Origin of the sequence: Micromonospora sp. NPDC052213 (assembly GCF_040679695.1) — a bacterium.
Lineage (GTDB): Bacteria > Actinomycetota > Actinomycetes > Mycobacteriales > Micromonosporaceae > Micromonospora.
Window position 1 is genome coordinate 105,576 of sequence record NZ_JBFAVI010000001.1, and the last position, 19,790, is coordinate 125,365.

Below are 19,790 nucleotides of genomic sequence, written 5' to 3' on the forward strand. Positions count from 1 at the left end.
GAAGCCCAGGTCAACGACCTGGGCTTCGCCGTTTCCCGAGATCGGTCACGCCGCCGCTGACGCGTCGAGTCCTTGACTGGTCCCTGTCCCGTGCGGCGACCGCCTCGGCCAGCCGGTTGGCGACCGCGTCCAGGTCGTCACCGAACCGCCCCGCGAGCACGTGCAGCGTCATCGACGCCGAGGCGTGCCCGAGCATCCGCTGCACCGCCTTGACGTTGGTGCCCGCCGCCACGGCGAGACTCGCTGGAAGGTCGGAGACTGCCCGACGAGGAGATCCGCCTGCAAGCACAGCCGGTGGTGTCAGCGATGCTGACGGCGGACATCGGCGGGAGGCGAGCGCATGAGTAGGGGAAAGACCGCGCTTGTGGCCGCGGGCCTCCTGGTAGCGCTGTTGCCATGTGCCCTTGCCTGGCGCGCACTGTGGCCGGTTCGCCTACACGCTCTGTGCGGGGTCTTCCAGTCCCGCCAGGGTGGGGTCATCGAGATCGCGCCAAATCGCGCCTTCACGGTGTCTGAGGTCATGTTCGGTCACAACGAGGACGGGTCTAGGGACACGATTTCCGGCAGCGGCCTGCTGCGTCCGGACGACTTGGCAGCGGACGGTCGGCTGTTCCTGAGGATGAAGGAACCCGGAACAAGCCTTGATTCAACGCTGACCGCAACTGGCGGGGGGACGTGAGCCTGTGGCGATGGGCCGGCGACCCGGACACCGGGGAACGCGAGACCTTCGTCCAGAAGTCTGCCTGCTAGCCGCGGACGGTCCGCATCCCGCGCCGCGGTCGCCTCGTCCAGCCGGTTGATGACCGCGTCCAGGTCCTCACCGAACAGCCCCCGCGTACACGTCAAGGCGGCCAGCACCGGTGGGGGAGAGTGATGCGCGGTTCGAGGCTCGGATGAGGGCGTGGCATCGGCCGATCATCCAAAAACAAACCGGGCCGATCAGTCGGCCACCACCGCCTGCTCGGTCAGGCCGATCACGGAGTGTCACGAGTAGCGTGATGCCTGAACGACGCCGACCGATGCCCCGAAATTGTGTACGGGGCGGTAGTCGTAAGGAAGGTGAGTTGGATCATGAAAAGACGGGTGTCGGCACTGTTGGCAGGTGTCGTATTCCTCGTTGCGGTCCTGGTTTACCCCACTCCTGCCTCAGCCGCTGTCTCGCAAATCGAGATCTCTCCGACAGCACAAGTCAGCTCCCAAGGGGTCTTCGTGACCGTCTCGGTCACCTATCAGTGCACCCCCTCCGAACCCGCCAACATTGAGGTCTACGTCGCGCAGGCCAGAGGAACCGAACTCGTGGAGGGCTTCGGCTTCCTCTTCAGCACCTGCAGTTCCTTCACGCAGACATCGCAGATTCTCGTGCAGTCGCGAAGCGGTTCGCCGTACCACCCGGGCCTGGCCGTGGCCACGGCTTCGGATTTCGACGGCGGTGCTTTCACCGGCCCGGTGGAAATCCGCCTCGTCCGTTGATCGCCGGTTCCCACACTTCCCGCGCTTGAATTTCAGTCGACGGCGGCCTCCCGACCAGAATCGGGAGGCCGCACGCTGTGTACAGGAGCGGTGGGGGAAACACGTCCTGGACGGCACCGCGCGACGGTGCCGAAGTCCAGTCAACGAGCGGCTTCGCCGCTTCTTCAGGCCGCCGCCGATCAGGTGGCAGAGCGACCAGCCGAAGCCGGTCAGCCGCACCTCACTTGCGTGACGTCGGTGCCTGCCGGCAGAGCCGGCGGTACTCGGCCGTCACCACCGCGAGCAGGAAGAGGTCCACGCAGAGCGCGGAGAGCGCCCCGAACTGATCGACGGTGAAGCTGAAGATCTGCCCGAACAGCAGGTCCACGAGCAGCGCGAGTTTGAACAGCCGGAAGGCTCGCACCCGGCCGTGCGGCAGCAGCAACGCCCCGCGGATGCCGAGCACCGCGGTGATCAGCGCGGAGACCGAGACCCCGACCACCGCCCGCCACTCCCGCTGGTCGGGCAACAGGCCGGTGACCGCGTCCTGCACGACCGTGAGCACGACGACGAACGGCTCGCCCACCAGGTAGAGCACCACCAGCGACACCACCCACCGGTGGGTGGTCACCCAGATCACCGCCCGGCGGGCCCGGCTGAGCCAGGGCTGCCAGAACCGGGGGCCGGCCGGCTCACGCCGGGGTACGGCGTCCAGCAGCCTCGCCACCGCCTCCTCGACGTCCGGGCCGCAGCCGTCGACCTGACGCATGACCGCTGTGCGACGCTGATCGGTGAGCCCCGTGCGGAGCCCGCCGACCACCGTGTACAGCGCGTTGGCCGTCCGCTCCGGGCCGGAGAGCCTGGTCCGCCCACGGATCGCCTGGGTGATCACGACCAGCAGGGCGAAGGTGCCGTAGATGATGCCGGCGGCCGGGGCGTAGAAGTAGTCGGTTCCGGCCGTGACGAACTTGCCCACCTCGTCGATGAAGAGCCCGAACCCCGTCCCGCCCAGGATCGCGCCCAGGATGCGCGGGGCGCTGCCGAGGAAGACCAGCGCGACACCCAGGCCGGCGGTCATCAGCAGCCCACCCCAGAGCACGTGCGCGATGTGGAGCCCGCCGCCGCCGAGCCGCGGAAAGCCGGCCGCCTGGAGGAAGGCCCGCGTGACCAGCACCGTCACCACCCCGGAGAGCACGAACGCCTGCAGGTACGACGGTGCCTCCAGCACCCGCGGCGGCATCGACCATCGGGACGGACGGGCGGGCATGGTCCCGACGCTAGTGGCGGCGGCCGTCACCCCGCGCCGGTTCCGCCCGAATGAGAGGCGGCCCCGGCCGAGCGCGGGGCGGGCGGATCGTCAACGCCGTCGGCGGTCACACCGTGGGCGTCTCGGAGCGGAAGCTGTGACCGAGTTGGTCGCCGAGGCCGAAGTAGTGGCGGAAGTTGTAGATCAGCGGGTTCCAGGACTTCGGGTCGACGTGGTGGGTTCCCGGCACGACGATGCGGGCGTCGGCGTGCACGGCCAGGACGTGGGCCTCGACGATCAGGAAGTCGCCGCCTGCGTCGGCGCGGACGTGCGCGGCGCGGGCCTCCAGTTGCAGCGGGCAGTCGGCCACCCGGGGTGGTCGCACGTGTTGCGATGGCTGCGGGCGCAGCCCGGCGGCCTCGAATTTCGCCGGTTCGTAACGGAAGCGGTCACGCTTCTGGACCGGTACCGGGTGCCGGCCGGTCAGCGGGGCGAGGCGTTCGACGGCTTCCCACTGATGCGCGGCCGGAAAGTTGATCACCATCTCGGGGCGTGAGGCGAGGTTGTCGGCGCTCTGGCCCTCGCGACCGAGTCCGAGCACCACGACGTGGCCGAGAGCCCACGCCGAGGAGATGGGTGCGAGGTTCGCGCTGGCGTCGTCGTTCTCGGTGCTCAGCAGCACCACCGGGGTCCCGAAGTACAGGACCTTCGGGCTGATCGTCAGATGCTCGGTGGCGGCGGATGAGCTGGTCGTCGTCGTCATGGTCGCCGACGGTACGGGCGTGACGCTTCGGTACCCACCGAAGCGATTGACCGGCGACCGGAGCTTCGCCGGAGGTGAGGCGACCGCAGGCGGACCAGGTCACGCAAGCACCGGTGGGAGCGGGCGGCACGGGCAACGAGGGAGGCAGGTCGGCGGTGTCGCCTCGGCGGGGCGAGGTTGTCGGTCGCGGTCGCTACGCTCCCGCCGTGACTGATCCTGCCAGTGCTATCGCCAAGCTGCCGAGCGCCGACGACGAGGCCCGGTTCTGGGCTCTCGTCGAGTCCGCCTGGGAACGGCTGGGCGCCGAGCCCGCCGCGCTCCGCCGGGCGCTCCTGACCCGCGACCCGAAAGCCGACGTCGATGACGACAGCCTCTACGCCATCGACGCGTGGCTCAACCCGTTCCTCGACAACCTCCGCCAGCTCTCGGCGGATCTGTCCAGCCAGGAGCTGACCGATCTGGACCGGGTGGTCGAGCGCAAGCTGCACGACATCGACCGGGCGGACGTCCACGAGGTGACCGATGGGTCCGACGACGGCTTCCTCTACGCCCGGGGTCACATCGTCGCGCTCGGGCGCGAGTTCTACGAGGCGGTGAACGCCGACCCCGCCGTGGCCGTGCCGGACAGCACGTGCGAGAGCATGTGCTACTTCTTCGCCCACCTGCACAACAAGCGGTTCGGCGAGTGGCCGGAAACCGGCTCCGGCATCTCGCGGGAGTCTTGCAGGAACGCGGCGGGCTGGCCCGAGTGACCGAGGGGGCCGGTCCGCGCCGCCAGTTCGACGACCTGCGGGAATACTCTCGTGATGCACAGTGATCCGGTGGCCGTGGTCCGGTCGTTCCTCGAGGTGGTCCGGTCCGGCGTCGACCCTTCCCAGGCCGGGCGCTTCATGGCCCCGACGGTGACGGCCCGCCAGGTGCAGGCCGAGGCCCCGGCCGTGGTCGAGCGCAGTCCCCAGCAGTACGCGGAGCACGTGACGGAGATGCTCGACGCGTACGGCCGCTTCACCCTCACCGTCGACGAGCTCTTCGGCTCCGGCGAGAAGGTCTACGCGCGCTGGACGCAGCGGGGGCACCACGTCGGGGAGGTCGACGGTCTCGCGCCCACCGGGGCGCCGGTGACCCAGGTGACCAGCGCGGTCTACCGGGTGGTCGACGGGCTGATCGTGGAGTACTGGATCCAGATCGACCGGTACGGCCTCCGGGCGCAGCTGGAGCGATGAGTTCCGGCGCCCGTCGGCGTCCACCCTGACGACTCACGTCGTCCGTCAACCTGGAGGCAGCCTCATGCAGTACGCACCGGTCGTCGTCAGCCTGCCGATCGCCGACCGCCCGACCTCGTACCGCTTCTATTCGGAAGGGCTCGGCCTGGACGCCGTCGGGGAACCGGCGGAGGACGGCATCCCCGAGCCGTTGCAGTTCGTGCTCAACGACGGTCTCCGGGTCATGCTGGTGCCGGCTGGCGGCTTCGGCTGGGTCATCGGCCGTCACGAGGTCGCCCGGCGCGGGCACAGCGAGTGCGTCCTCAGCCTGTCGGCGGCGACGTCGGCCGAGGCGGCCCAGCTCGTCGAGCGGGCCCGGGCCGCCGGCGCGGAGGTGGTCGTCGAGCCGGGCCAGCAGCCGTGGGGCTACGCGGGCGCCTTCGCCGATCCGGACGGCCACCTGTGGATGGTGTCCGCGGAGACGGCCTGACGCCGCCCGCGAAAGGGAAGCGCGCCCCGCGGCCGTCTCAGCATCCCCGGGCGGACGGGGCGGTGGGCGGCCGGGGTCGGGATGGGCACGAGCGACGGCCCAGGTCTCGGGGACCTGGGCCGGTCGCTGGCGCTCCTGGGCGTACGGAAAGTTCAGAGCGTGCGGTGCGGGTAGCCGGCGGTCCCGGTCTCGGGCACCACATACCCCGCGTCGGTCCCGGTGGCCGGACGGCCGTCCTCGTCGGTGTCGGAGCGGCGCTTCGTGGCCGCGGCGGCTCCGGCCGCCGCCGCCCCGGCCACCGCGGTGCCCGCGGCCACGGCCTTGCCGGACACCCCGGCCTTGCCGCTGTCGCCCCGCGTGCCCGCGGCGTGCTCGACGCCCGGCGTGCCGACCCCGAGGCCGCCGTCGACCGTGCCGCGCCAGGCCCCGGTCTCCACGCCGCGCTCCTCGATGTACGACTTGAACTTGCGCAGGTCGGACTCGGCCTGCCGCTCGACGATGTTCAGCTTGTCGCCGGCCTTCTCGATCATGCCCTCGGGCTCGTACTCCAGGTGCAGCCGGACCATGGTGCGGTCGGGGCCGACGGGCTGGAAGTAGACCGCCCCCGCGTTGGTCGCGCCCTCGGTGGCCGCCCACGCCACCTTCTGGTCGGGCACCTGCTCCAGGACCGTCGCGTCCCACTCACGCTTGACGCCCGCGATCTCGGCGACCCAGTGCATCCGTCGGTCGTCGAGCTGGCGCACCTCGCGGACGCCCCCCATGAACCGGGGGAACTCCTCGAACTGCGTCCACTGGTTGTACGCGGTGCTGACCGGAACCTGCACTTCGATGGACTTCTCGACCTTCGTGGTCACGGTGATCCTCCTCGTTGGTCGAACTGCTCTCGTCGGAGGGGAGAGCCGTCCCTCGTCCGTGTGAACTCCTACCCCCGGTGATGACGCTCAATCGCCGGACCTGGCGGAACACCACATCGGACAGCGAGCCCGACGTCGGCGAGCCGGGCGAGGACGTGCCGTCGAGCCGCGGCGGCCCGGGCCGGCGGGATGCCGACCCGGGCCTGCCGTGCGGTACGAGGGCTCAGCCGTCCGCGCGGTCCGGGCTGTCCAGCCGGAAGAAGTTGCTCTGCCGCCCGTCGGCGCGTTCCTCCTGGTAGATGAAGTTCAACCGGCGCTTGTCGAACGCCTCGAACCACTCCTCCCAGCTGATCTCACGCAGCCGGTCCTCGCGCCCGTTGGCGGGGAAGTCGAAGCGCAGGACGCCCGCGTGGCCGTCGTGGTCGGTGCCGTCGACGGTGCACGGCACGCCCTTGCGGGCCTCGGCCCACTGCCGGATGACCTCGTGGTCGGTGGTGACCAGGCTGCGGCCCGGCCGCTCCGGCTCGTCGTCCACGGAGTCGATGACCTGCGAGTACCTGACCGACGTGGAGGTCTGCGCGCCGGTCCGGATGCCGCCGGACGAGGAGCCCGAGGAGCCGGGCCCGGAGGAGTCCGAGCCGTCCCGGAGGCTCGTGACCAGGGCCTCGACCAGGTCGTCCTTCTTCATGTCGGCGGTGTCGGTGACGCCGCGCCGGCGCAGCCGGTCGCGCAGGTCGTCGACCTTCATCCGGGCGATCTCGCTCTCGTTGATGTCCGGGGTGTTCGGCGTCTGGTTGCCCGGGGGGTTCTTGGTCGCGGTCGACCCCGAGCTGCTTCGCGTGGGCATGGGAGGTCCGTCCTTCCTTCGACCCGTGTCCAGAGAATGGCGCCGTGTGACGCGCCGGGCCGTCCCCGACAGCAGTACCCTCGGCGGCCACCGCAAACGTCCGGCCCCGTCAGTCGGCCTGTTCCGGCAGGTCACGGAGGTGACGGACCGGCGAGAAGAACACCCAGAGCACCCCGGCGAGGGCGCCCGCCGTCGCGATCCACAGTGCCGGCCGTACGCCGAGGGTGCTGCCGAGCGCGCCGCCGAGCAGCGCGCCGATCGGCCGGATGCCGTAGTTGATGGTGCGCCGAGCCCCGGCCACCCGGGCCAGCAGCGTCTGCGGGGTCAGCGCCGTCTGCACCGAGCCGGTCGTGATGTCGAGCAGCATCACCCCGATCGCGGCGAGGAACTCCGCGGCGAAGAGCATCCCGACGACCAGCGGTGTCGGCCCGCCGGCGAGCGGAATGAGCAGCATGGGGGCAGGGAAGAGGACGAACCCGGCCAGCAGCGTCAGCCCGACGCCGAAGCGGCGGACCAGCGGGCCGGTCAGCGCCGCGCCGATCAGGCCACCCACCGCGCCCGCGCCCAGCACCGCGCCCAGCAGGCCGGGCGAGAGGCCGAGTTCCTGCGTGGCGTAGAGCACGAACAGCGCGGCCAGCATGAAGTTGAACAGGTTGAGCGTGGTGGTGCCGAGCAGGATCGCGCGTATCATCGGTGTCCGCGCGATGAAGCCCAGCCCACCGCCGAGGGCCAGGCCGCCGCGGGCGGGCGCCGGCTCCGTCGGCCGGATCCGCATCAGGAAGTACGCGGACACGACGTACGACAGGGCGTCGGCGATCAGGGCGATCGGCGCGGTGAGCACCTGCACGAGGGCCCCGCCGATGCTTGGCCCGGCCACGTGGGACATCGCCCGGCTGCCGTTGACCAGGGTGTTCGCCTCGACGTAGTCGGGTCGGGCCACGACGGAGACGAAGAGCGGCCCTCGGGCGACCTCGAAGAGCACGGCGAGCGTGCCGACCGCGAAGGCCACCACGTAGAGCTGGGTCAGGGTGAGCACGCCCAGCAGGTAGGCGACCGGCACGGCGGTGAGCAGCAGCGCCCGGCCGAGGTCGGTGAGGATCATGAGTCGGCGCTTGTGCGGGTACCGGTCCACCCAGGCGCCGGCGAGCAGCGAGAAGAGCAGGTTCGGGACGAGCGCGGCGGCGGTCAGGTAGCCCATCTCGGCGGGCGTGGCCTGGAACACCAGCACGGCCAGCAGCGGCAGGGCCAGAGCGGAGATCTCGTCGCCGAAGTACGACACGGTCTGCGCCGACCAGTACCGGCGGAACACCCTATCGCGCAGCAGCCGGGGCAGCGGACCGCGTCGGGACGGGCTGCCGGGCGGGGCGGTGACCGGGGTGGCGGTCGCCTCGGCGCTCATCGCGCACTGCCCTGCTCGCCGGCGGAGGCTCCGGCCGGCGGCGGATCGGTGAGGACGGCCAGGTGCATGAGGCTGACCTTCCGGCTGCCGGCCGGACGTTTCGTCGGGTCGGTGATCCGGTCGTCGTACTCCGCGAGCAGGGCTTCGATCCGCGCGGTCAGCTCGGCCATCTCGTCGGGGGTGACGTGCACCGGCCGGTCGCTGAACCCCGTGACCGCCCGCCATTCCGTCGGCTCGTCGGCCCGTCGGCTCAGGAACTCCTCGGCGCGGCGGGTGTAGAGGGCGAGCTGGACGGCGTTCAGCTCGTCGACGGCCGCCCGCGTCTGGGGGTCGTCGGAGGCGTCGTCCCAGGAGGTGTTGAGGGCGGTGGCCCGCCAGGGCCGTTCCCGGGCGTCGGTGCCCGGCGCCCGCTCGGCCAGCCCGTACTTGGCGAGCTGTCGCAGGTGGAACGAGCAGCTCGGCACGCTCTCGCCGAGGCGCTCGGCGGCCTGGGTGGCGGTCATCGGGCCCTGCTGCCGCAGCAGCCCGATCAGGGCCATCCGCAGCGGGTGCGCGTAGCCGCGCAGGGCCTTGGGGTCGGAGAGCTTCACCTCGGGTAGGGACATACCCTAAAGCTATCTTTATAAAGATGTCTTTAGCAATGGTGGAGGTGAGGCGGCCGAAACCGCACCGGGACGGCGGTCAGGAATAGATCGTGGCGGCGTAGCCCGGGCCGTAGTGGCGCTCCAGGTCGGCCAGACTCTCGGCCGGGTTCTCGACCTCCTTGATCAGCCGGGCCCGGGACGGCAGCGCTTCCGGCTGCCAGCTCTCCGGCTGCCACAGCTGCGAGCGCAGGAACGCCTTGGCGCAGTGGTAGAAGATCTGCTCGATCTCCACGACCACGGCGAGGACCGGGCGGTGACCCTTCACCACCATGTCGTCGAACCACGGGGCGTCCCGGACCAGCCGCGCCCGGCCGTTGATCCGCAGTGTGTCGGTGCGCCCGGGGATCAGGAAGAGCAGCCCGACGTGCGGGTTGTCGAGGATGTTGCGGTAGCCGTCGGCGCGCCGGTTGCCCGGTCGCTCGGGGATCGCGATGGTCCGGTCGTCCAGCACCAGCGCGAAGCCGGGCGGGTCGCCCTTCGGCGAGACGTCGCAGCTGCCGTCCGCGCCGGCCGTCGCCACCAGGCAGAACGGTGACGCGGCGAGCCACTGCCGGTCCCGTTCGTGCAGGACGGGCCGTTCCTTGGCCAGCGCCCGCGGCATCGGCGCCCCCAGCAGCTCGCGCAGTTCCTCGTGCGACGTGATCTCCACCGTCACGTGACCCTCCCCCGTGCGTTGGTTCCGGTGGCGGCGTGGCCGCCGCCCGCCAGCCTAGGGGGAGGCGGCCGGCGCGAGGTTTGCCCGTCGGCGGCGGGGGTACCGCCTCACCCGAGGCGCCCGGACAGACCGAGCAGTGGAGGCCCGGATGGAGAGCCGACTCAAGGTGCTGGGCCACCCCGTCCACCCGATGCTGGTGATGTTCCCGGTGGCCCTGCTGGTCACCGCGGTCCTGTTCGACGTGGTGGACACCGTCGGCGGGCCGGACTTCCTCGGCGAGGTCGCGTACTGGAACATCACCGTCGGCCTGGTCGGCGGCCTGCTGGCCGCGGCGGCCGGGACGTTCGACCTCCTGGCCATCCCGTCGGGGACCCGCGCCAAGCGGGTGGGGCTGAGCCATGCCGCCGCGAACCTCGCCGTGATCCTGCTGTTCGCGGCGACCTGGGCGGTGCGGCTCAACGCCGACTCCCGGGCCGCCGGCGGCGCGCTGATCGCCATCGAGGTGGTCGCGCTGGCCATCCTCGGCATCAGCGCCTGGCTCGGTGGGGAACTGGTCGACCGGCTCGGCGTCGGTGTGGACCGGGACGCCGGCCTGGACGCGCCCAGCTCACTGCGCTCCTCGGCGGCCACCCACCGGATCGGAGAGGTGCGATGAGCGAGCACAGCGAGCGAATCATCAGGCTCAGGGCGGTGGTGCCTCGTGGCGGCACGGAGCGCAGCGGAGGGCCGGCATGAGCGAGCACAGCGAGCGAATCATCAGGCTCGGGGCGGTGGTGCCCATGGTGGCACGGAGCGCAGCGGAGGGCCGGCATGAGTGAGCAGGGCGGCGGGTCCGGCCGGGGCTGGCGCGGGCGGCAGCAGGGCTGGGACCCGATGGGCGAGTTGCAGTCCCTGCGCTCCGAGCTGCGCCGGCTGGTCGGCGGGCGGGCCGGGCCGCCGGACGTCGAGCTGGCCGAGACCGCCGACGGCTGGGAGGTCGTGGTGCGGCTGCCCGGGGTGGCGCCGGAGGAGGTGGCGGTCGAGCTGGACGACCGCGAGCTGTGCGTCCGGGCCCGCTCCGAGGCCGAGGTCAACGCCGACCAGGGCATCCCCGGCGGCTTCGAGACGCGGGGCTTCGAGTACCGGGTCGACCTGCCCGCCCGCGTGGACCCGGACGCCATCGACGCGGTGATGGACCATGGCCTGCTCCGGGTCCGGCTGCCCCGGGCCGCCCGCCCCACACCCCGCACCATCACCGTCGGCCGCCCCGGTGCCCCGGTGGGCACGCGGACCGTCGTCGACCCGGCCGCCGACCGGGAGATGCACCACCCGGACATCGCCGTCGGCGAGACCGACCGGCCGTAGCGGGGGCCCGTGGTCACCCCGGACGTGCTCGGCCCGGTCGCCGGGCGCGTGCCCGACGTCGAGCGGATCGCCGTGCTGCGCGCCAACGCGCTCGGCGACTTCATCTTCGTCCTGCCGGCGCTGGACGCGCTGCGCGCCGCGTACCCGGAGGCGGAGATCGTGCTGCTCGGCGCGCCGTGGCACGCGAAGCTCTGGCGCGACCGGCCCGGCCCGGTGGACCGGGTCATGGTGGTGCCGCCCGCGCCCGGGATCCGCCACCCCGAGCCGGACGAGCCGGAGTCGTCGACGGACGACTTCCTCGCCGCGGCGCGCAAGGAGCGTTTCGACCTGGCGCTCCAGGTGCACGGCGGGGGCGCCAACTCCAACCCGTTCGTCGGCGCGCTCGGCGCCCGGGTCACCGCCGGGCTGCGCGCCGAGGACGCGCCGCCGCTGGACCGCTGGATCCGGTACGTCTACTACCAGCACGAGGTGGTCCGCTACCTGGAGGTGGCCGCGCTGGTGGGTGCGCCGGCCACCACGGTCGTCCCGGCGCTGGCCGTCACCGACGCCGACCGGGCCGAAGCGGCCGAGGTGCTCGGCCCACCGCAGCGGCCCAGGGTCGCGCTGCACCCCGGCGCGACGGACACCCGCCGGCGCTGGCCCGCCGAACGCTTCGCCGGGGTCGCCCGCGACCTGGTCGGCGACGGGTACGAGGTGCTGGTCACCGGCACCCCGGCGGAGCAGGAGGTGGTCGACCGGGTGGTCGCGGCGGCCGGGGTGCCGGTCCGCCCGCAGGTCGGCACGCTCAGCCTCGGCGGGCTGGCCGGCTGCTACGCCGGCTGCGAACTGGTGATCTCCAACGACACCGGGCCGCTGCACCTCGCCGCCGCCGTGGGCACCGCGACCGTCGGCGTCTACTGGGTCGGCAACCTGATCAACGTGGCGAACCTGCTGCGCGGCCGGCACCGGCCGATCGCCTCGTGGACGGTGCTCTGCCCGGTCTGCGGGGTGGACTGCACCCCCGGCATCTACCCGCACCGCCCCGGCGACGGCGAGTGCCCGCACCGGGATTCGTTCGTCACCGACGTGCCGGTGGTGGAGGTGGTGGAGGCGGCCCGCGAGCTGCTGCACCCCGAGCCCGGCGCGCCCTGAGCACGGTGCCCCGAGCCCGGCGCGCCCCGAGCACGGCCGCCGATCGCGGGTTCAGGCCGGCTGGGCCGCGTCCTCCTCGGCGAGCACGACCTCCCACGCCTCCACGTCCCGGTCGGTGACGGTGGTCGGCGACTCCAGGTGGTACGCGCCGCTGGGCAGGACGCCGGCGCCGCCGTGGCGCGCCAACACGGCGAGCTGGGCGGCGACGTCCTCGCCCTGGTGCTTCTCCTGCACCCGCCGCCAGAAGTCGAACCCGCCGGAATCGACGAGCTTGGCCCGGTCGTAGAGCACGCAGCCGCCGATCCAGGACACCTTGTACGCCCGCCAGGCCCCTGGCGGCAGGTCGAGCGTCCGCGTGACGTGCAGCAGGTTCGCCGCCGAGTGGATCGATGCCCGGTCCCATTCGGGGGTGCCCGGGCGGATCCGTTCCGGCGTGGGCCGCCCGGTCCACTCCTCGTAGTTCCGGTGCGTGTCCGGCCGGACGTCGTCGGCGTACGACAGCCCGTGCACGGCGTTGCCGACGAAGCCGCAGCCCAGCTCCTCGATGGCGGTGACCAGCCGGCCCAGGGTGCCCGGTTCCAGCCAGACGTCGTCGTCGAGGCAGAGCACGTACCGGGCGGCGGAGGCGGCGAGCAGGTAGGCCCGGTGCTCGGCCAGCCCGCGCCGGGGCAGCCGGCGGGTCAGCAGCACCGGGTGGCCCCGGTGACGCAGCGCCCGGACCATGGTGGCCGACGCCGGGTGCCGGTACGCGGCGTCGCCGTCGGACTGGTCGCTGACCACCACCCCGAAGCCGGGCACGCCCTCCTCGGCGGCCAGCCCGGAGAGCGTGACCGCCAGCTCGGCCGGGCGGTTGCGGGTCGGGATCAGCACGTCGAGCAGCCGCTCGGCGCGGAACCGCTCGGCCGTGCCGAGGTCGAGCGGGCGGCTCACGACGGCTTGCTCGTCAGGGAGGAGTCCCCCTGGGGTTCCTGGCTGTGCGACCGGATCCGGTCGATGATCGCCGAGGTGGACCGGTCCGGCACGTACCCGAGGGTGCGGACCTGCCCGCCGAGCCGGCGGACCAGCGGGCCCTCCGGCACCATCTCCGGCGGGTAGTCGCCGCCCTTGACGTACACGTCGGGGCGGACGGTCTCGATGAGACCTGCCGGGGAGTCCTCCTCGAAGACCACCACGTGGTCGACGCAGGCCAGCGCGGCCAACAGCGCGATCCGGTCCTCGACCGGGTTCACCGGCCGGTCCGGGCCCTTGAGCCGGCGTACGCTGCCGTCGGAGTTGACCGCCACCACCAGCAGGTCGCCGAGCGCCCGGGCCTGTTCCAGGTAGCGCACGTGGCCGCGGTGCAGCACGTCGAAGCAGCCGTTGGTGAAGACGATCGAGCGGCCCGCCCGGCGGTGCTCCGCGACGAGCGCGGCCAGTTCGTCGGCCCCCACCAGCGACCGGTGGCCCGCCCCGTCGACCGGCACGTCCAGGGCCGCGAGCAGGTCCTCCCGGCGGCACACGCAGGTGCCGGTGTCGGAGACCGTGATGGTCGCGGCGAGCTGGGCCAGTTGGGCGGCGGTCGGCAGCGGCGCGTCGGCGGCCAGCGCCAGCGTCATCGCCGCCAGGTACGCGTCCCCCGCGCCGACCGCGTGGCTGGCGGGCACCGGGGTGCTGTGGCTGCGCCGGGGCTCGCCGTCGGCCCCGCCGACCACCGCCCCCTCCGTGTCCAGGGTCACCGCCACCACGTCGGCGCCGGTGTGCGCGCGCAGTTCGGCGAGGCGGGACTCGGCCAGCACCGCCCGGTCGACGCCCTCGCCCGCCGTGGCGTTGACGGTGACGCCGGTGCCGGTCACGGTGAGCCCGTCCCCGGTCATCGCCACCCGGCCCTCGCCGGGCGTCGGCTCGCCGGTCGGCCCGACACCGCCGCGGACGGGGCCTGCCCCGTGCCCGGTTGGTCCCGCTCCGCCGCCGGCCGGGCCGGTCCCGGCCACGCCGCCGGCGTTTCCGGCCGGGTGGGTCCCGGCCACGCCGCCGGCGTTTCCGGCCGGGTGGGTCCCGGGCAGGCCACCGGCGTTTCCGGCCGGCTGGGTCCCGGGCAGGCCACCGGCGTTCCCGGTCGAGCCCGTCGCGTCGGGGTGGCGGATGCCGTGGAGCGGCCCGAGGCCGCCCGGCGCGGCGCCCACCGTGAGTTCGGAGGGGCCGTCGGCCGGATCGCCGTCGGGGTGGTCCAGGTGCAGCTCGGTCGCGTGGGCCGGCCGGGTGCCGGCGGCCCGGGCGAGCAGCCGGGTCGCCTCGGCGAAGCTCGGGGTCACCACGGTCGGGGCGAGGCCACGCCAGTCGGCCAGGTCGTGGGCGTCCAGGGCGACCGTCGCGTACCGCTCCCGCTGGGCGACCAGCCAGGCGCGCACCGGAGCGGGCAGCGCGCCCAGGCCGTAGTCGCAGACCACCAGGGTGGGCGCCTCGCCACCGGCGGCGGCGCGCAGCTCCTCGGTGGCGCAGTCCAGTGCCGTGAGCAGCCGGGCCACCCCGTCGTCGTCGAGCGCGTCGTCCGGGTCGCCGGAGTCCTCGCGCAGCAGGATCTGGTTGCCGGCCAGCATGCGCCGCTTCACCGGCGTCGGGCGGCCGGGCTGGTTGACCGTACGGTCCCAGACGCCGGCCCGGTCCAGACAGTCGTGCAACTCGTCCCCGGCGACGTCCGCGCCGACCGGTGCGACCAGCACCGCCCGGCCCCCGAGCGCCGCGACGTTCACCGCGGTGTTCGCCGCCCCGCCGGCCGCCGAGATCCGCCGGCGCAGGGTGAGGACGGGGGCGGGCGCCTCCCGGCAGAGCCGGTCGGACTCGGCGAACCGCCAGTCGTCGAGCATGGCGTCGCCGATGACCAGGACGGGACGCCCCAGCCAGCCCTCCACCACCGTGGCGAGCCGGCGTTGTTCCGCTGCTGCTGCCATGCCTCCCGGGGTCCCCCTCGGCACCCCCGTCAAACCTGGGCGCACCCCCGGCGCGGGTTTCGGGCACCGGGCCCCGGGAAGGGACGGACGGTACCCCGGAGAGGAGAGGACACCGACATGGCAGCGACGACACTTCAGGGCAAGCGGATCGCGTTCCTGGCCGCCGACGGCGTGGAGGAGGTCGAGTACGTCCAGCCCCGCGAGGCGGTGGAGCGGGCCGGCGCCACGGCGGTGCTGGTCTCGCTCAGGCCCGGCACGATCCGGTCCTTCGACCACCTGGACCAGTCCACCGCGTACGACGTGGACGTGACCGTGGCCGACGCGGACGCGGGCGGCTACGACGCGTTGGTGCTGCCCGGCGGGGTGGCGAACCCGGACTTCCTGCGGACCGACCCGGACGCGGTGCGCTTCGTCAGGGGGTTCTTCGACGCCGGCAAGCCGGTCGGGGTGATCTGCCACGGCCCGTGGACGCTCATCGAGGCGGACGTGGTGCGGGGCCGCCGGATGACCTCCTGGCCGAGCCTGCGCACCGACCTGACCAACGCGGGCGCGACCTGGGTCGACGAGCAGGTCGTCACGGACGACGGGCTGGTCAGCAGCCGAAAGCCCGGCGACCTGCCGGCCTTCTGCGCGAAGATCGTCGAGGAGTTCGCCGAGGGGCCGCACCCGTCCCGGTGACCCCTCGTCGACCGTGCGGTCGGCGGGCCGACGGCCGGCACCGCCGGCCGACTCGCGGTCGACCCGACCGGCGACCAGCCGGCACGCATGTTTCGGGTGGGCGGGGAAAGGACCTGGGATGACCACGGAAGCCCCGGTGCTCAACAGGCGGCAGATCCGGCTGCTCATGTTCGGCCTGATGACCGGCATGCTGCTGGCCGCGCTCGACCAGACGATCGTCGGCACCGCCCTGCCGACGATCGTCGGCGAGCTGGGCGGGATCAACCACTACTCGTGGGTGGTCACCGCGTACCTGCTCGCCTCCACGGCCTCGACGCCGCTCTACGGCAAGATGGCCGACCTGTACGGGCGCCGCCCGGTGTTCCTCTTCTCCATCGGCACGTTCCTGCTCGGCTCGCTGCTGGCCGGCCTGTCGCAGGACATGACCCAGCTCATCGTCACCCGCGGGATCCAGGGTCTCGGCGCCGGCGGCCTGATGACGCTGGCGTTCACCATCATCTCGGACGTGGTCACGCCCCGGGAACGCGGTCGCTACCAGGGGCTGTTCGGGGCGGTCTTCGGCCTCTCCTCGGTCGCCGGGCCGCTGGTCGGCGGCTACTTCGCCGAGACCGACTGGCGGTGGATCTTCTACGTCAACGTGCCGCTGGCGATCCTGGCGATCGTGGTCTGCTCCCGGGTGATGCGGCTGATCCCGTTCACCCGGCGCGACCACGCGATCGACTGGCTCGGCGCGGCGCTGCTGGTCGCCGGGGTGAGCTGTCTGCTGCTCGCGCTGAGCTGGGGCGGCAACGAGTACGCCTGGGGCTCCGGTGTGATCATCGGGCTCTTCGTCGCGGGCGCGGTGCTCGGCGTGCTCTTCGTGCTCCAGGAGGCCCGGGTGGCCGAGCCGATCCTGCCGCTGCGGCTGTTCCGCAGCGCCACCTTCGCCCTGGCAAACAGCGCCGGCTTCGTGCTCGGCCTGGTGATGTTCGGGTCGATCATCTTCATCCCGCTCTACCTCCAGATCGTCAAGGGCGCCTCGCCGACCCGCAGCGGCCTGCTGATGCTGCCGATGATGGCCGGCATCATCGTCACCTCGGTGCTGACCGGCCGGGCGATGAGTCGGATCGGGCGGTACAAGTGGTTCCCCGTGGCCGGTGCGGCGGTGCTGGTGGTCGGCATGCTGCTGTTCACCCGGCTGGAGGTGGGCACCTCGCTCTGGGCGGCCTTCGGCTTCATGGTGGTGATCGGCGTCGGGCTGGGGCTCTGCATGCAGTCGCTGATCCTGGCCGTGCAGAACGCCGTCTCGATGCGGGACCTGGGCGCCGGCACCTCGTCGGCGACGTTCTTCCGGTCGCTGGGCGGGTCGTTCGGCGTCGCCATCCTCGGCGCGGTGCTGTCGTCGCGGCTCACGTCCGAGTTGGCCGGCCGGCTGCCGGGGGCGATCGCCCAGTTGCCGCCGCAGCAGCAGGCCGCGGTGGCGGCGAGCGGCGGAGCGGACGTCTCGGTCAACGACCCGGCCACCATCCTGGCCCTGCCCGCCCCCGTCCGCGCGGCCGTCCAGGTGTCGTTCGTCGAGTCGCTGCACCTGGTCTTCCTGACCACCGGGCTGATCGCGATCGTGGCGGTGCTGGTCACCCTCGCGCTGCCGAACGAGAAGCTGCGCGGGGCGGGCCCCGGCGGCGCCACGGGCGGCACGGACGGCCTCGGCGGCGAGGCCCCGGCGCCGGGCGGCAAGCCGCTGTCCCGGGAGTCGAAGGAGGAGGCCGCCGCCGAGATGGAGGCGAAGAGCCAGACCATGCTCTGACCCTCGGCTGTCACTCCGGGCGCGATCGGTGTCCGGGGTGCGCCCCGGCCCGGGTCACTTGAGGATCAGCCGGTTGGTCTGCTCGAAGACGTCGAGGTCGGCGAGGGTCTCGGGGACGCTCGTGGAGAGCGGGGCCGGGAACTGCTCCCGGTGGAAGAAGCCGGCGTCGACGGTCTCGTCGGTGACCCGGGCCAGGTTGCCGTCCCACTCCTCGACGCGGAACGCGGTCGTGAAGATCTGGTACGTGTGGCCGTACATGTTGGTGTGGGTGCGGTCCGGGCCGGTGTAGAGGGCGAAGGCGCTGACCCGCAGGGCGCGCAGGCCCGTCTCCTCGCGTACCTCGCGGACGGCGCAGTCGGCGATCGACTCGCCCAGCTCCATCGCGCCGGCCGGCAGGGCCCACTGGTGGTTGTCGGAGCGCTGGATCAGCAGGACGCGCCCGGCGTTGTCGCGGACCACGGCGCGGGCCCCGACGAACATCAGCGTCCGGTCACCGGCCAGGGCGCGCAACTGGCCCACGTACGAATCGGCCCAGGAGATGCTCACCCGGACAATTTACGGGGCCGGCCGGGGGCGGACGGGTTTTCCAGGGTTCCCAAGGTGTGACCGGCGACACTAATTTGTTACCCATGCGTAGCACGATGATGGACGCCCCCCTCCAGGTCGCGCGGATCCTCACCCACGGCTCGACCGTGCACGGCACGGCCGAGGTCGTCACATGGACCGGCGGCGAACCGCGCCGCATGTCGTACGCCGAGGTCGGGCGGACGGCCGCCCGGCTGGCCCACGCGCTGCGCGACGAGTGCGGGGTCACCGGCGACGAGCGGGTCGCCACCTTCATGTGGAACAACAACGAGCACCTCGTGGCCTACTTCGCGGTGCCGAGCATGGGCGCCGTGCTGCACACCCTCAACATCCGGCTCTTCCCGGAGCAGGTCGCCTACATCGCCAACCACGCCGAGGACCGGGTGGTGCTGGTCGACTCGACGCTCATCCCGCTGCTCGCCCGGGTGATCGGCGAGATGACCACGGTGCGGCACGTGGTCGTGGTCGGCGGCGGGGACCCGGCCCCGCTGATGGCGGCGGCCGGCGACCGGATCGTCGTACACCACTGGGACGCGCTGCTGGCCGATCGGCCCGACGTCTACGACTGGCCGGAGGTGGACGAGCGCGCCGCCGCCGCCCTCTGCTACACCTCCGGGACCACCGGACACCCCAAGGGCGTCGCCTACTCGCACCGGTCGATATACTTGCACTCCCTCCAGGTCTGCATGCCGGAGTCCTTCGGCCTCGGCCCGACCACCCGCGAGCTGGTCATCGTGCCGATGTTCCACGCGATGGCCTGGGGCCTGCCCTACGCGGCGTTCATCTCCGGCGCGTCGGTGATCATGCCGGACCGGTTCCTCCAGGCCGCGCCGATCGCCGACATGATCGCCGCCGAGCGGCCCACCCTGGCCGGGGCGGTGCCGACCATCTGGAACGACCTGCTGGCCCACCTCGACGGCCACGAGGTGGACACCTCCTCGCTGCAGGAGGTGATCGTCGGCGGGTCGGCCTGCCCGCCGGCACTGATGCACGCGTTCGGCGAGCGGCACGGCATCGACATCGTGCACGCCTGGGGGATGACCGAGATGTCGCCGCTCGGCTCGGTGGCCCGCCCGCCGGCCGGGGCGACCGGCGACGACGCCTGGCGCTACCGCTACACGCAGGGCCGGGTGCCGGCCGGGGTCGAGGCCCGGATCGTCGGCCCGCTGGGCGAGCCGATGCCCGCCGACGGCACGTCCGTGGGCGAGCTGGAGGTCCGGGGGCCCTGGGTGACCGCCCGCTACCTCGGCGACGACACCCCGGACGAGGAGAAGTTCCGTGATGGCTGGCTGCGCACCGGCGACGTCGGCACCCTCTCGCCGGACGGCTACATCACCCTCACCGACCGGTCCAAGGACGTGATCAAGTCCGGCGGCGAGTGGATCTCCTCGGTGGAGCTGGAGAACGCGCTGATGGCCCACCCGGCCGTGCTGGAGGCCTGCGTGGTCGGGGTGCCCGACGAGCGCTGGGGGGAGCGGCCCCTGGCCACCGTCGTCCTCCGCGAGGGGGCGTCGGTCGACCCGGAGGAGTTGCGGGAGTTCCTGGCCGGGTCGGTGGCCCGCTGGCAGTTGCCGGAGCGTTGGGCGGTCATCGACGCGGTGCCGAAGACCAGCGTCGGCAAGTTCGACAAGAAGGTGGTGCGTTCGAGGTACGCCGAGGGCGAGCTGAGTGTCCGGGAGCTGACGGCCCCGTAACGTTTTCAGGCGCACCGTCGCCTGTTGGGGTAAGGGACGCACTCCTGAGACATCCCTCCCCAGGGGCGGCCCCGGCGTTCGCACCGCGCCGGGGCC

General features: G+C 72.7%; 20 protein-coding genes and 1 pseudogene. 10 read left to right on the forward strand and 11 right to left on the reverse strand.

What is annotated here, in order from left to right; genetic code table 11:
* Positions 1 to 10: 10 nt before the first annotated feature.
* A complete protein-coding gene (locus AB0L34_RS00465; protein ID WP_363700652.1) occupies positions 11 to 232 on the reverse strand; it encodes a hypothetical protein in 222 nt (73 codons plus the stop codon).
* Between the two features lie 977 nt (positions 233 to 1,209).
* Here AB0L34_RS00465 and AB0L34_RS00470 point away from each other — a divergent pair.
* Entirely contained in the window at positions 1,210 to 1,470 is a 261-nt protein-coding gene (locus AB0L34_RS00470; RefSeq protein ID WP_363700654.1) for a hypothetical protein, read from the forward strand.
* Positions 1,471 to 1,690: 220 nt separating this feature from the next.
* On the opposite strand, the gene AB0L34_RS00475 is transcribed toward AB0L34_RS00470, so the two are convergent.
* Both AB0L34_RS00475 and AB0L34_RS00480 read right to left on the reverse strand, forming a co-directional pair.
* The gene (locus AB0L34_RS00475; RefSeq protein ID WP_363700737.1) at positions 1,691 to 2,689 is read right to left on the reverse strand and encodes a hypothetical protein; all 999 of its coding nucleotides are present in this window, start codon (positions 2,687 to 2,689) and stop codon (positions 1,691 to 1,693) included.
* A 133-nt stretch (positions 2,690 to 2,822) separates the two neighbouring features.
* Positions 2,823 to 3,458: a flavin reductase family protein gene (locus AB0L34_RS00480; protein WP_363700656.1), complete on the reverse strand. Its 636-nt coding sequence runs from the start codon at positions 3,456 to 3,458 to the stop codon at positions 2,823 to 2,825.
* Between the two features lie 206 nt (positions 3,459 to 3,664).
* On the opposite strand from AB0L34_RS00480, the gene AB0L34_RS00485 reads away from it, so the two are divergent.
* The 3 genes from AB0L34_RS00485 (at position 3,665) to AB0L34_RS00495 (ending at position 5,150) form a co-directional block, all read left to right on the forward strand.
* Positions 3,665 to 4,210: a DUF4240 domain-containing protein gene (locus tag AB0L34_RS00485; RefSeq protein ID WP_363700658.1), complete on the forward strand. Its 546-nt coding sequence runs from the start codon at positions 3,665 to 3,667 to the stop codon at positions 4,208 to 4,210.
* 54 nt (positions 4,211 to 4,264) lie between these two features.
* The gene (locus AB0L34_RS00490; RefSeq protein ID WP_363700660.1) at positions 4,265 to 4,681 is read left to right on the forward strand and encodes an ester cyclase; all 417 of its coding nucleotides are present in this window, start codon (positions 4,265 to 4,267) and stop codon (positions 4,679 to 4,681) included.
* Between the two features lie 64 nt (positions 4,682 to 4,745).
* A complete protein-coding gene (locus AB0L34_RS00495; protein ID WP_363700663.1) occupies positions 4,746 to 5,150 on the forward strand; it encodes a VOC family protein in 405 nt (134 codons plus the stop codon).
* A gap of 404 nt (positions 5,151 to 5,554) precedes the next feature.
* Here the strand turns inward: AB0L34_RS00495 and AB0L34_RS00500 are convergent.
* The 5 genes and pseudogenes from AB0L34_RS00500 to AB0L34_RS00520 form a co-directional block, all read right to left on the reverse strand.
* A pseudogene (locus tag AB0L34_RS00500) lies at positions 5,555 to 6,004 on the reverse strand (SRPBCC family protein); the annotation flags it as partial.
* A 223-nt stretch (positions 6,005 to 6,227) separates the two neighbouring features.
* Positions 6,228 to 6,851, reverse strand: coding sequence for a hypothetical protein (locus AB0L34_RS00505; protein ID WP_363700665.1), 624 nt, complete (start codon positions 6,849 to 6,851; stop codon positions 6,228 to 6,230).
* A gap of 109 nt (positions 6,852 to 6,960) precedes the next feature.
* The gene (locus AB0L34_RS00510) at positions 6,961 to 8,250 is read right to left on the reverse strand and encodes an MFS transporter (RefSeq protein ID WP_363700667.1); all 1,290 of its coding nucleotides are present in this window, start codon (positions 8,248 to 8,250) and stop codon (positions 6,961 to 6,963) included.
* The gene (locus AB0L34_RS00515) at positions 8,247 to 8,855 is read right to left on the reverse strand and encodes a helix-turn-helix domain-containing protein (protein ID WP_363700669.1); all 609 of its coding nucleotides are present in this window, start codon (positions 8,853 to 8,855) and stop codon (positions 8,247 to 8,249) included. The genes AB0L34_RS00510 and AB0L34_RS00515 overlap by 4 nt, the downstream gene beginning before the upstream one ends.
* Before the next feature lie 76 nt (positions 8,856 to 8,931).
* A complete protein-coding gene (locus AB0L34_RS00520; protein WP_363700671.1) occupies positions 8,932 to 9,549 on the reverse strand; it encodes a pyridoxamine 5'-phosphate oxidase family protein in 618 nt (205 codons plus the stop codon).
* A gap of 148 nt (positions 9,550 to 9,697) precedes the next feature.
* Here AB0L34_RS00520 and AB0L34_RS00525 point away from each other — a divergent pair, with 148 nt between their 5' ends.
* The 3 genes from AB0L34_RS00525 to AB0L34_RS00535 all read left to right on the forward strand — a co-directional run bounded on the left by AB0L34_RS00525 (position 9,698) and on the right by AB0L34_RS00535 (position 12,024).
* Positions 9,698 to 10,204 (forward strand): DUF2231 domain-containing protein, encoded by a 507-nt coding sequence (locus AB0L34_RS00525; RefSeq protein ID WP_363700673.1) that lies wholly within the window; start codon positions 9,698 to 9,700, stop codon positions 10,202 to 10,204.
* A 155-nt stretch (positions 10,205 to 10,359) separates the two neighbouring features.
* Positions 10,360 to 10,893, forward strand: a complete 534-nt coding sequence (locus tag AB0L34_RS00530) for an Hsp20/alpha crystallin family protein (RefSeq protein WP_357452807.1) — start codon at positions 10,360 to 10,362, stop codon at positions 10,891 to 10,893.
* A gap of 9 nt (positions 10,894 to 10,902) precedes the next feature.
* Positions 10,903 to 12,024, forward strand: coding sequence for a glycosyltransferase family 9 protein (locus tag AB0L34_RS00535; RefSeq protein ID WP_363700675.1), 1,122 nt, complete (start codon positions 10,903 to 10,905; stop codon positions 12,022 to 12,024).
* A 51-nt stretch (positions 12,025 to 12,075) separates the two neighbouring features.
* Here AB0L34_RS00535 and AB0L34_RS00540 read toward each other — a convergent pair whose 3' ends face one another.
* Entirely contained in the window at positions 12,076 to 12,954 is an 879-nt protein-coding gene (locus AB0L34_RS00540) for a glycosyltransferase (protein ID WP_363700677.1), read from the reverse strand.
* Positions 12,951 to 14,951, reverse strand: coding sequence for a D-glycero-beta-D-manno-heptose 1-phosphate adenylyltransferase (gene rfaE2, locus AB0L34_RS00545; protein ID WP_363700679.1), 2,001 nt, complete (start codon positions 14,949 to 14,951; stop codon positions 12,951 to 12,953). The genes AB0L34_RS00540 and rfaE2 overlap by 4 nt, the downstream gene beginning before the upstream one ends.
* A gap of 117 nt (positions 14,952 to 15,068) precedes the next feature.
* On the opposite strand from rfaE2, the gene AB0L34_RS00550 reads away from it, so the two are divergent.
* Together AB0L34_RS00550 and AB0L34_RS00555 are read left to right on the forward strand one after the other, a co-directional pair.
* Positions 15,069 to 15,629 (forward strand): type 1 glutamine amidotransferase domain-containing protein, encoded by a 561-nt coding sequence (locus tag AB0L34_RS00550; RefSeq protein ID WP_357452824.1) that lies wholly within the window; start codon positions 15,069 to 15,071, stop codon positions 15,627 to 15,629.
* Between the two features lie 118 nt (positions 15,630 to 15,747).
* A complete protein-coding gene (locus tag AB0L34_RS00555) occupies positions 15,748 to 17,415 on the forward strand; it encodes an MDR family MFS transporter (protein WP_363700681.1) in 1,668 nt (555 codons plus the stop codon).
* A gap of 54 nt (positions 17,416 to 17,469) precedes the next feature.
* Here the strand turns inward: AB0L34_RS00555 and AB0L34_RS00560 are convergent, their stop codons facing one another.
* Positions 17,470 to 17,961: an NUDIX domain-containing protein gene (locus AB0L34_RS00560; protein ID WP_350701761.1), complete on the reverse strand. Its 492-nt coding sequence runs from the start codon at positions 17,959 to 17,961 to the stop codon at positions 17,470 to 17,472.
* A gap of 98 nt (positions 17,962 to 18,059) precedes the next feature.
* Between AB0L34_RS00560 and AB0L34_RS00565 the strand changes: the two genes are divergently transcribed.
* Positions 18,060 to 19,694, forward strand: a complete 1,635-nt coding sequence (locus AB0L34_RS00565; protein ID WP_363700739.1) for a fatty acid--CoA ligase — start codon at positions 18,060 to 18,062, stop codon at positions 19,692 to 19,694.
* Positions 19,695 to 19,790 lie beyond the last annotated feature (96 nt).

Bases quoted from the DNA above. Each gene is read 5' to 3' on its own strand.
- AB0L34_RS00490 (WP_363700660.1), top strand. From the start codon at position 4,265: ATGCACAGTGATCCGGTGGCCGTGGTCCGGTCGTTCCTCGAGGTGGTC.
- AB0L34_RS00475 (WP_363700737.1), bottom strand. From the start codon at position 2,689: ATGCCGCCGCGGGTGCTGGAGGCACCGTCGTACCTGCAGGCGTTCGTG.
- AB0L34_RS00530 (WP_357452807.1), top strand. From the start codon at position 10,360: ATGAGTGAGCAGGGCGGCGGGTCCGGCCGGGGCTGGCGCGGGCGGCAG.
- AB0L34_RS00480 (WP_363700656.1), bottom strand. From the start codon at position 3,458: ATGACGACGACGACCAGCTCATCCGCCGCCACCGAGCATCTGACGATC.
- AB0L34_RS00505 (WP_363700665.1), bottom strand. From the start codon at position 6,851: ATGCCCACGCGAAGCAGCTCGGGGTCGACCGCGACCAAGAACCCCCCG.
- AB0L34_RS00550 (WP_357452824.1), top strand. From the start codon at position 15,069: ATGGCAGCGACGACACTTCAGGGCAAGCGGATCGCGTTCCTGGCCGCC.
- AB0L34_RS00510 (WP_363700667.1), bottom strand. From the start codon at position 8,250: ATGAGCGCCGAGGCGACCGCCACCCCGGTCACCGCCCCGCCCGGCAGC.
- AB0L34_RS00515 (WP_363700669.1), bottom strand. From the start codon at position 8,855: ATGTCCCTACCCGAGGTGAAGCTCTCCGACCCCAAGGCCCTGCGCGGC.
- AB0L34_RS00555 (WP_363700681.1), top strand. From the start codon at position 15,748: ATGACCACGGAAGCCCCGGTGCTCAACAGGCGGCAGATCCGGCTGCTC.
- AB0L34_RS00525 (WP_363700673.1), top strand. From the start codon at position 9,698: ATGGAGAGCCGACTCAAGGTGCTGGGCCACCCCGTCCACCCGATGCTG.
- AB0L34_RS00565 (WP_363700739.1), top strand. From the start codon at position 18,060: ATGGACGCCCCCCTCCAGGTCGCGCGGATCCTCACCCACGGCTCGACC.
- rfaE2 (WP_363700679.1), bottom strand. From the start codon at position 14,951: ATGGCAGCAGCAGCGGAACAACGCCGGCTCGCCACGGTGGTGGAGGGC.
- AB0L34_RS00495 (WP_363700663.1), top strand. From the start codon at position 4,746: ATGCAGTACGCACCGGTCGTCGTCAGCCTGCCGATCGCCGACCGCCCG.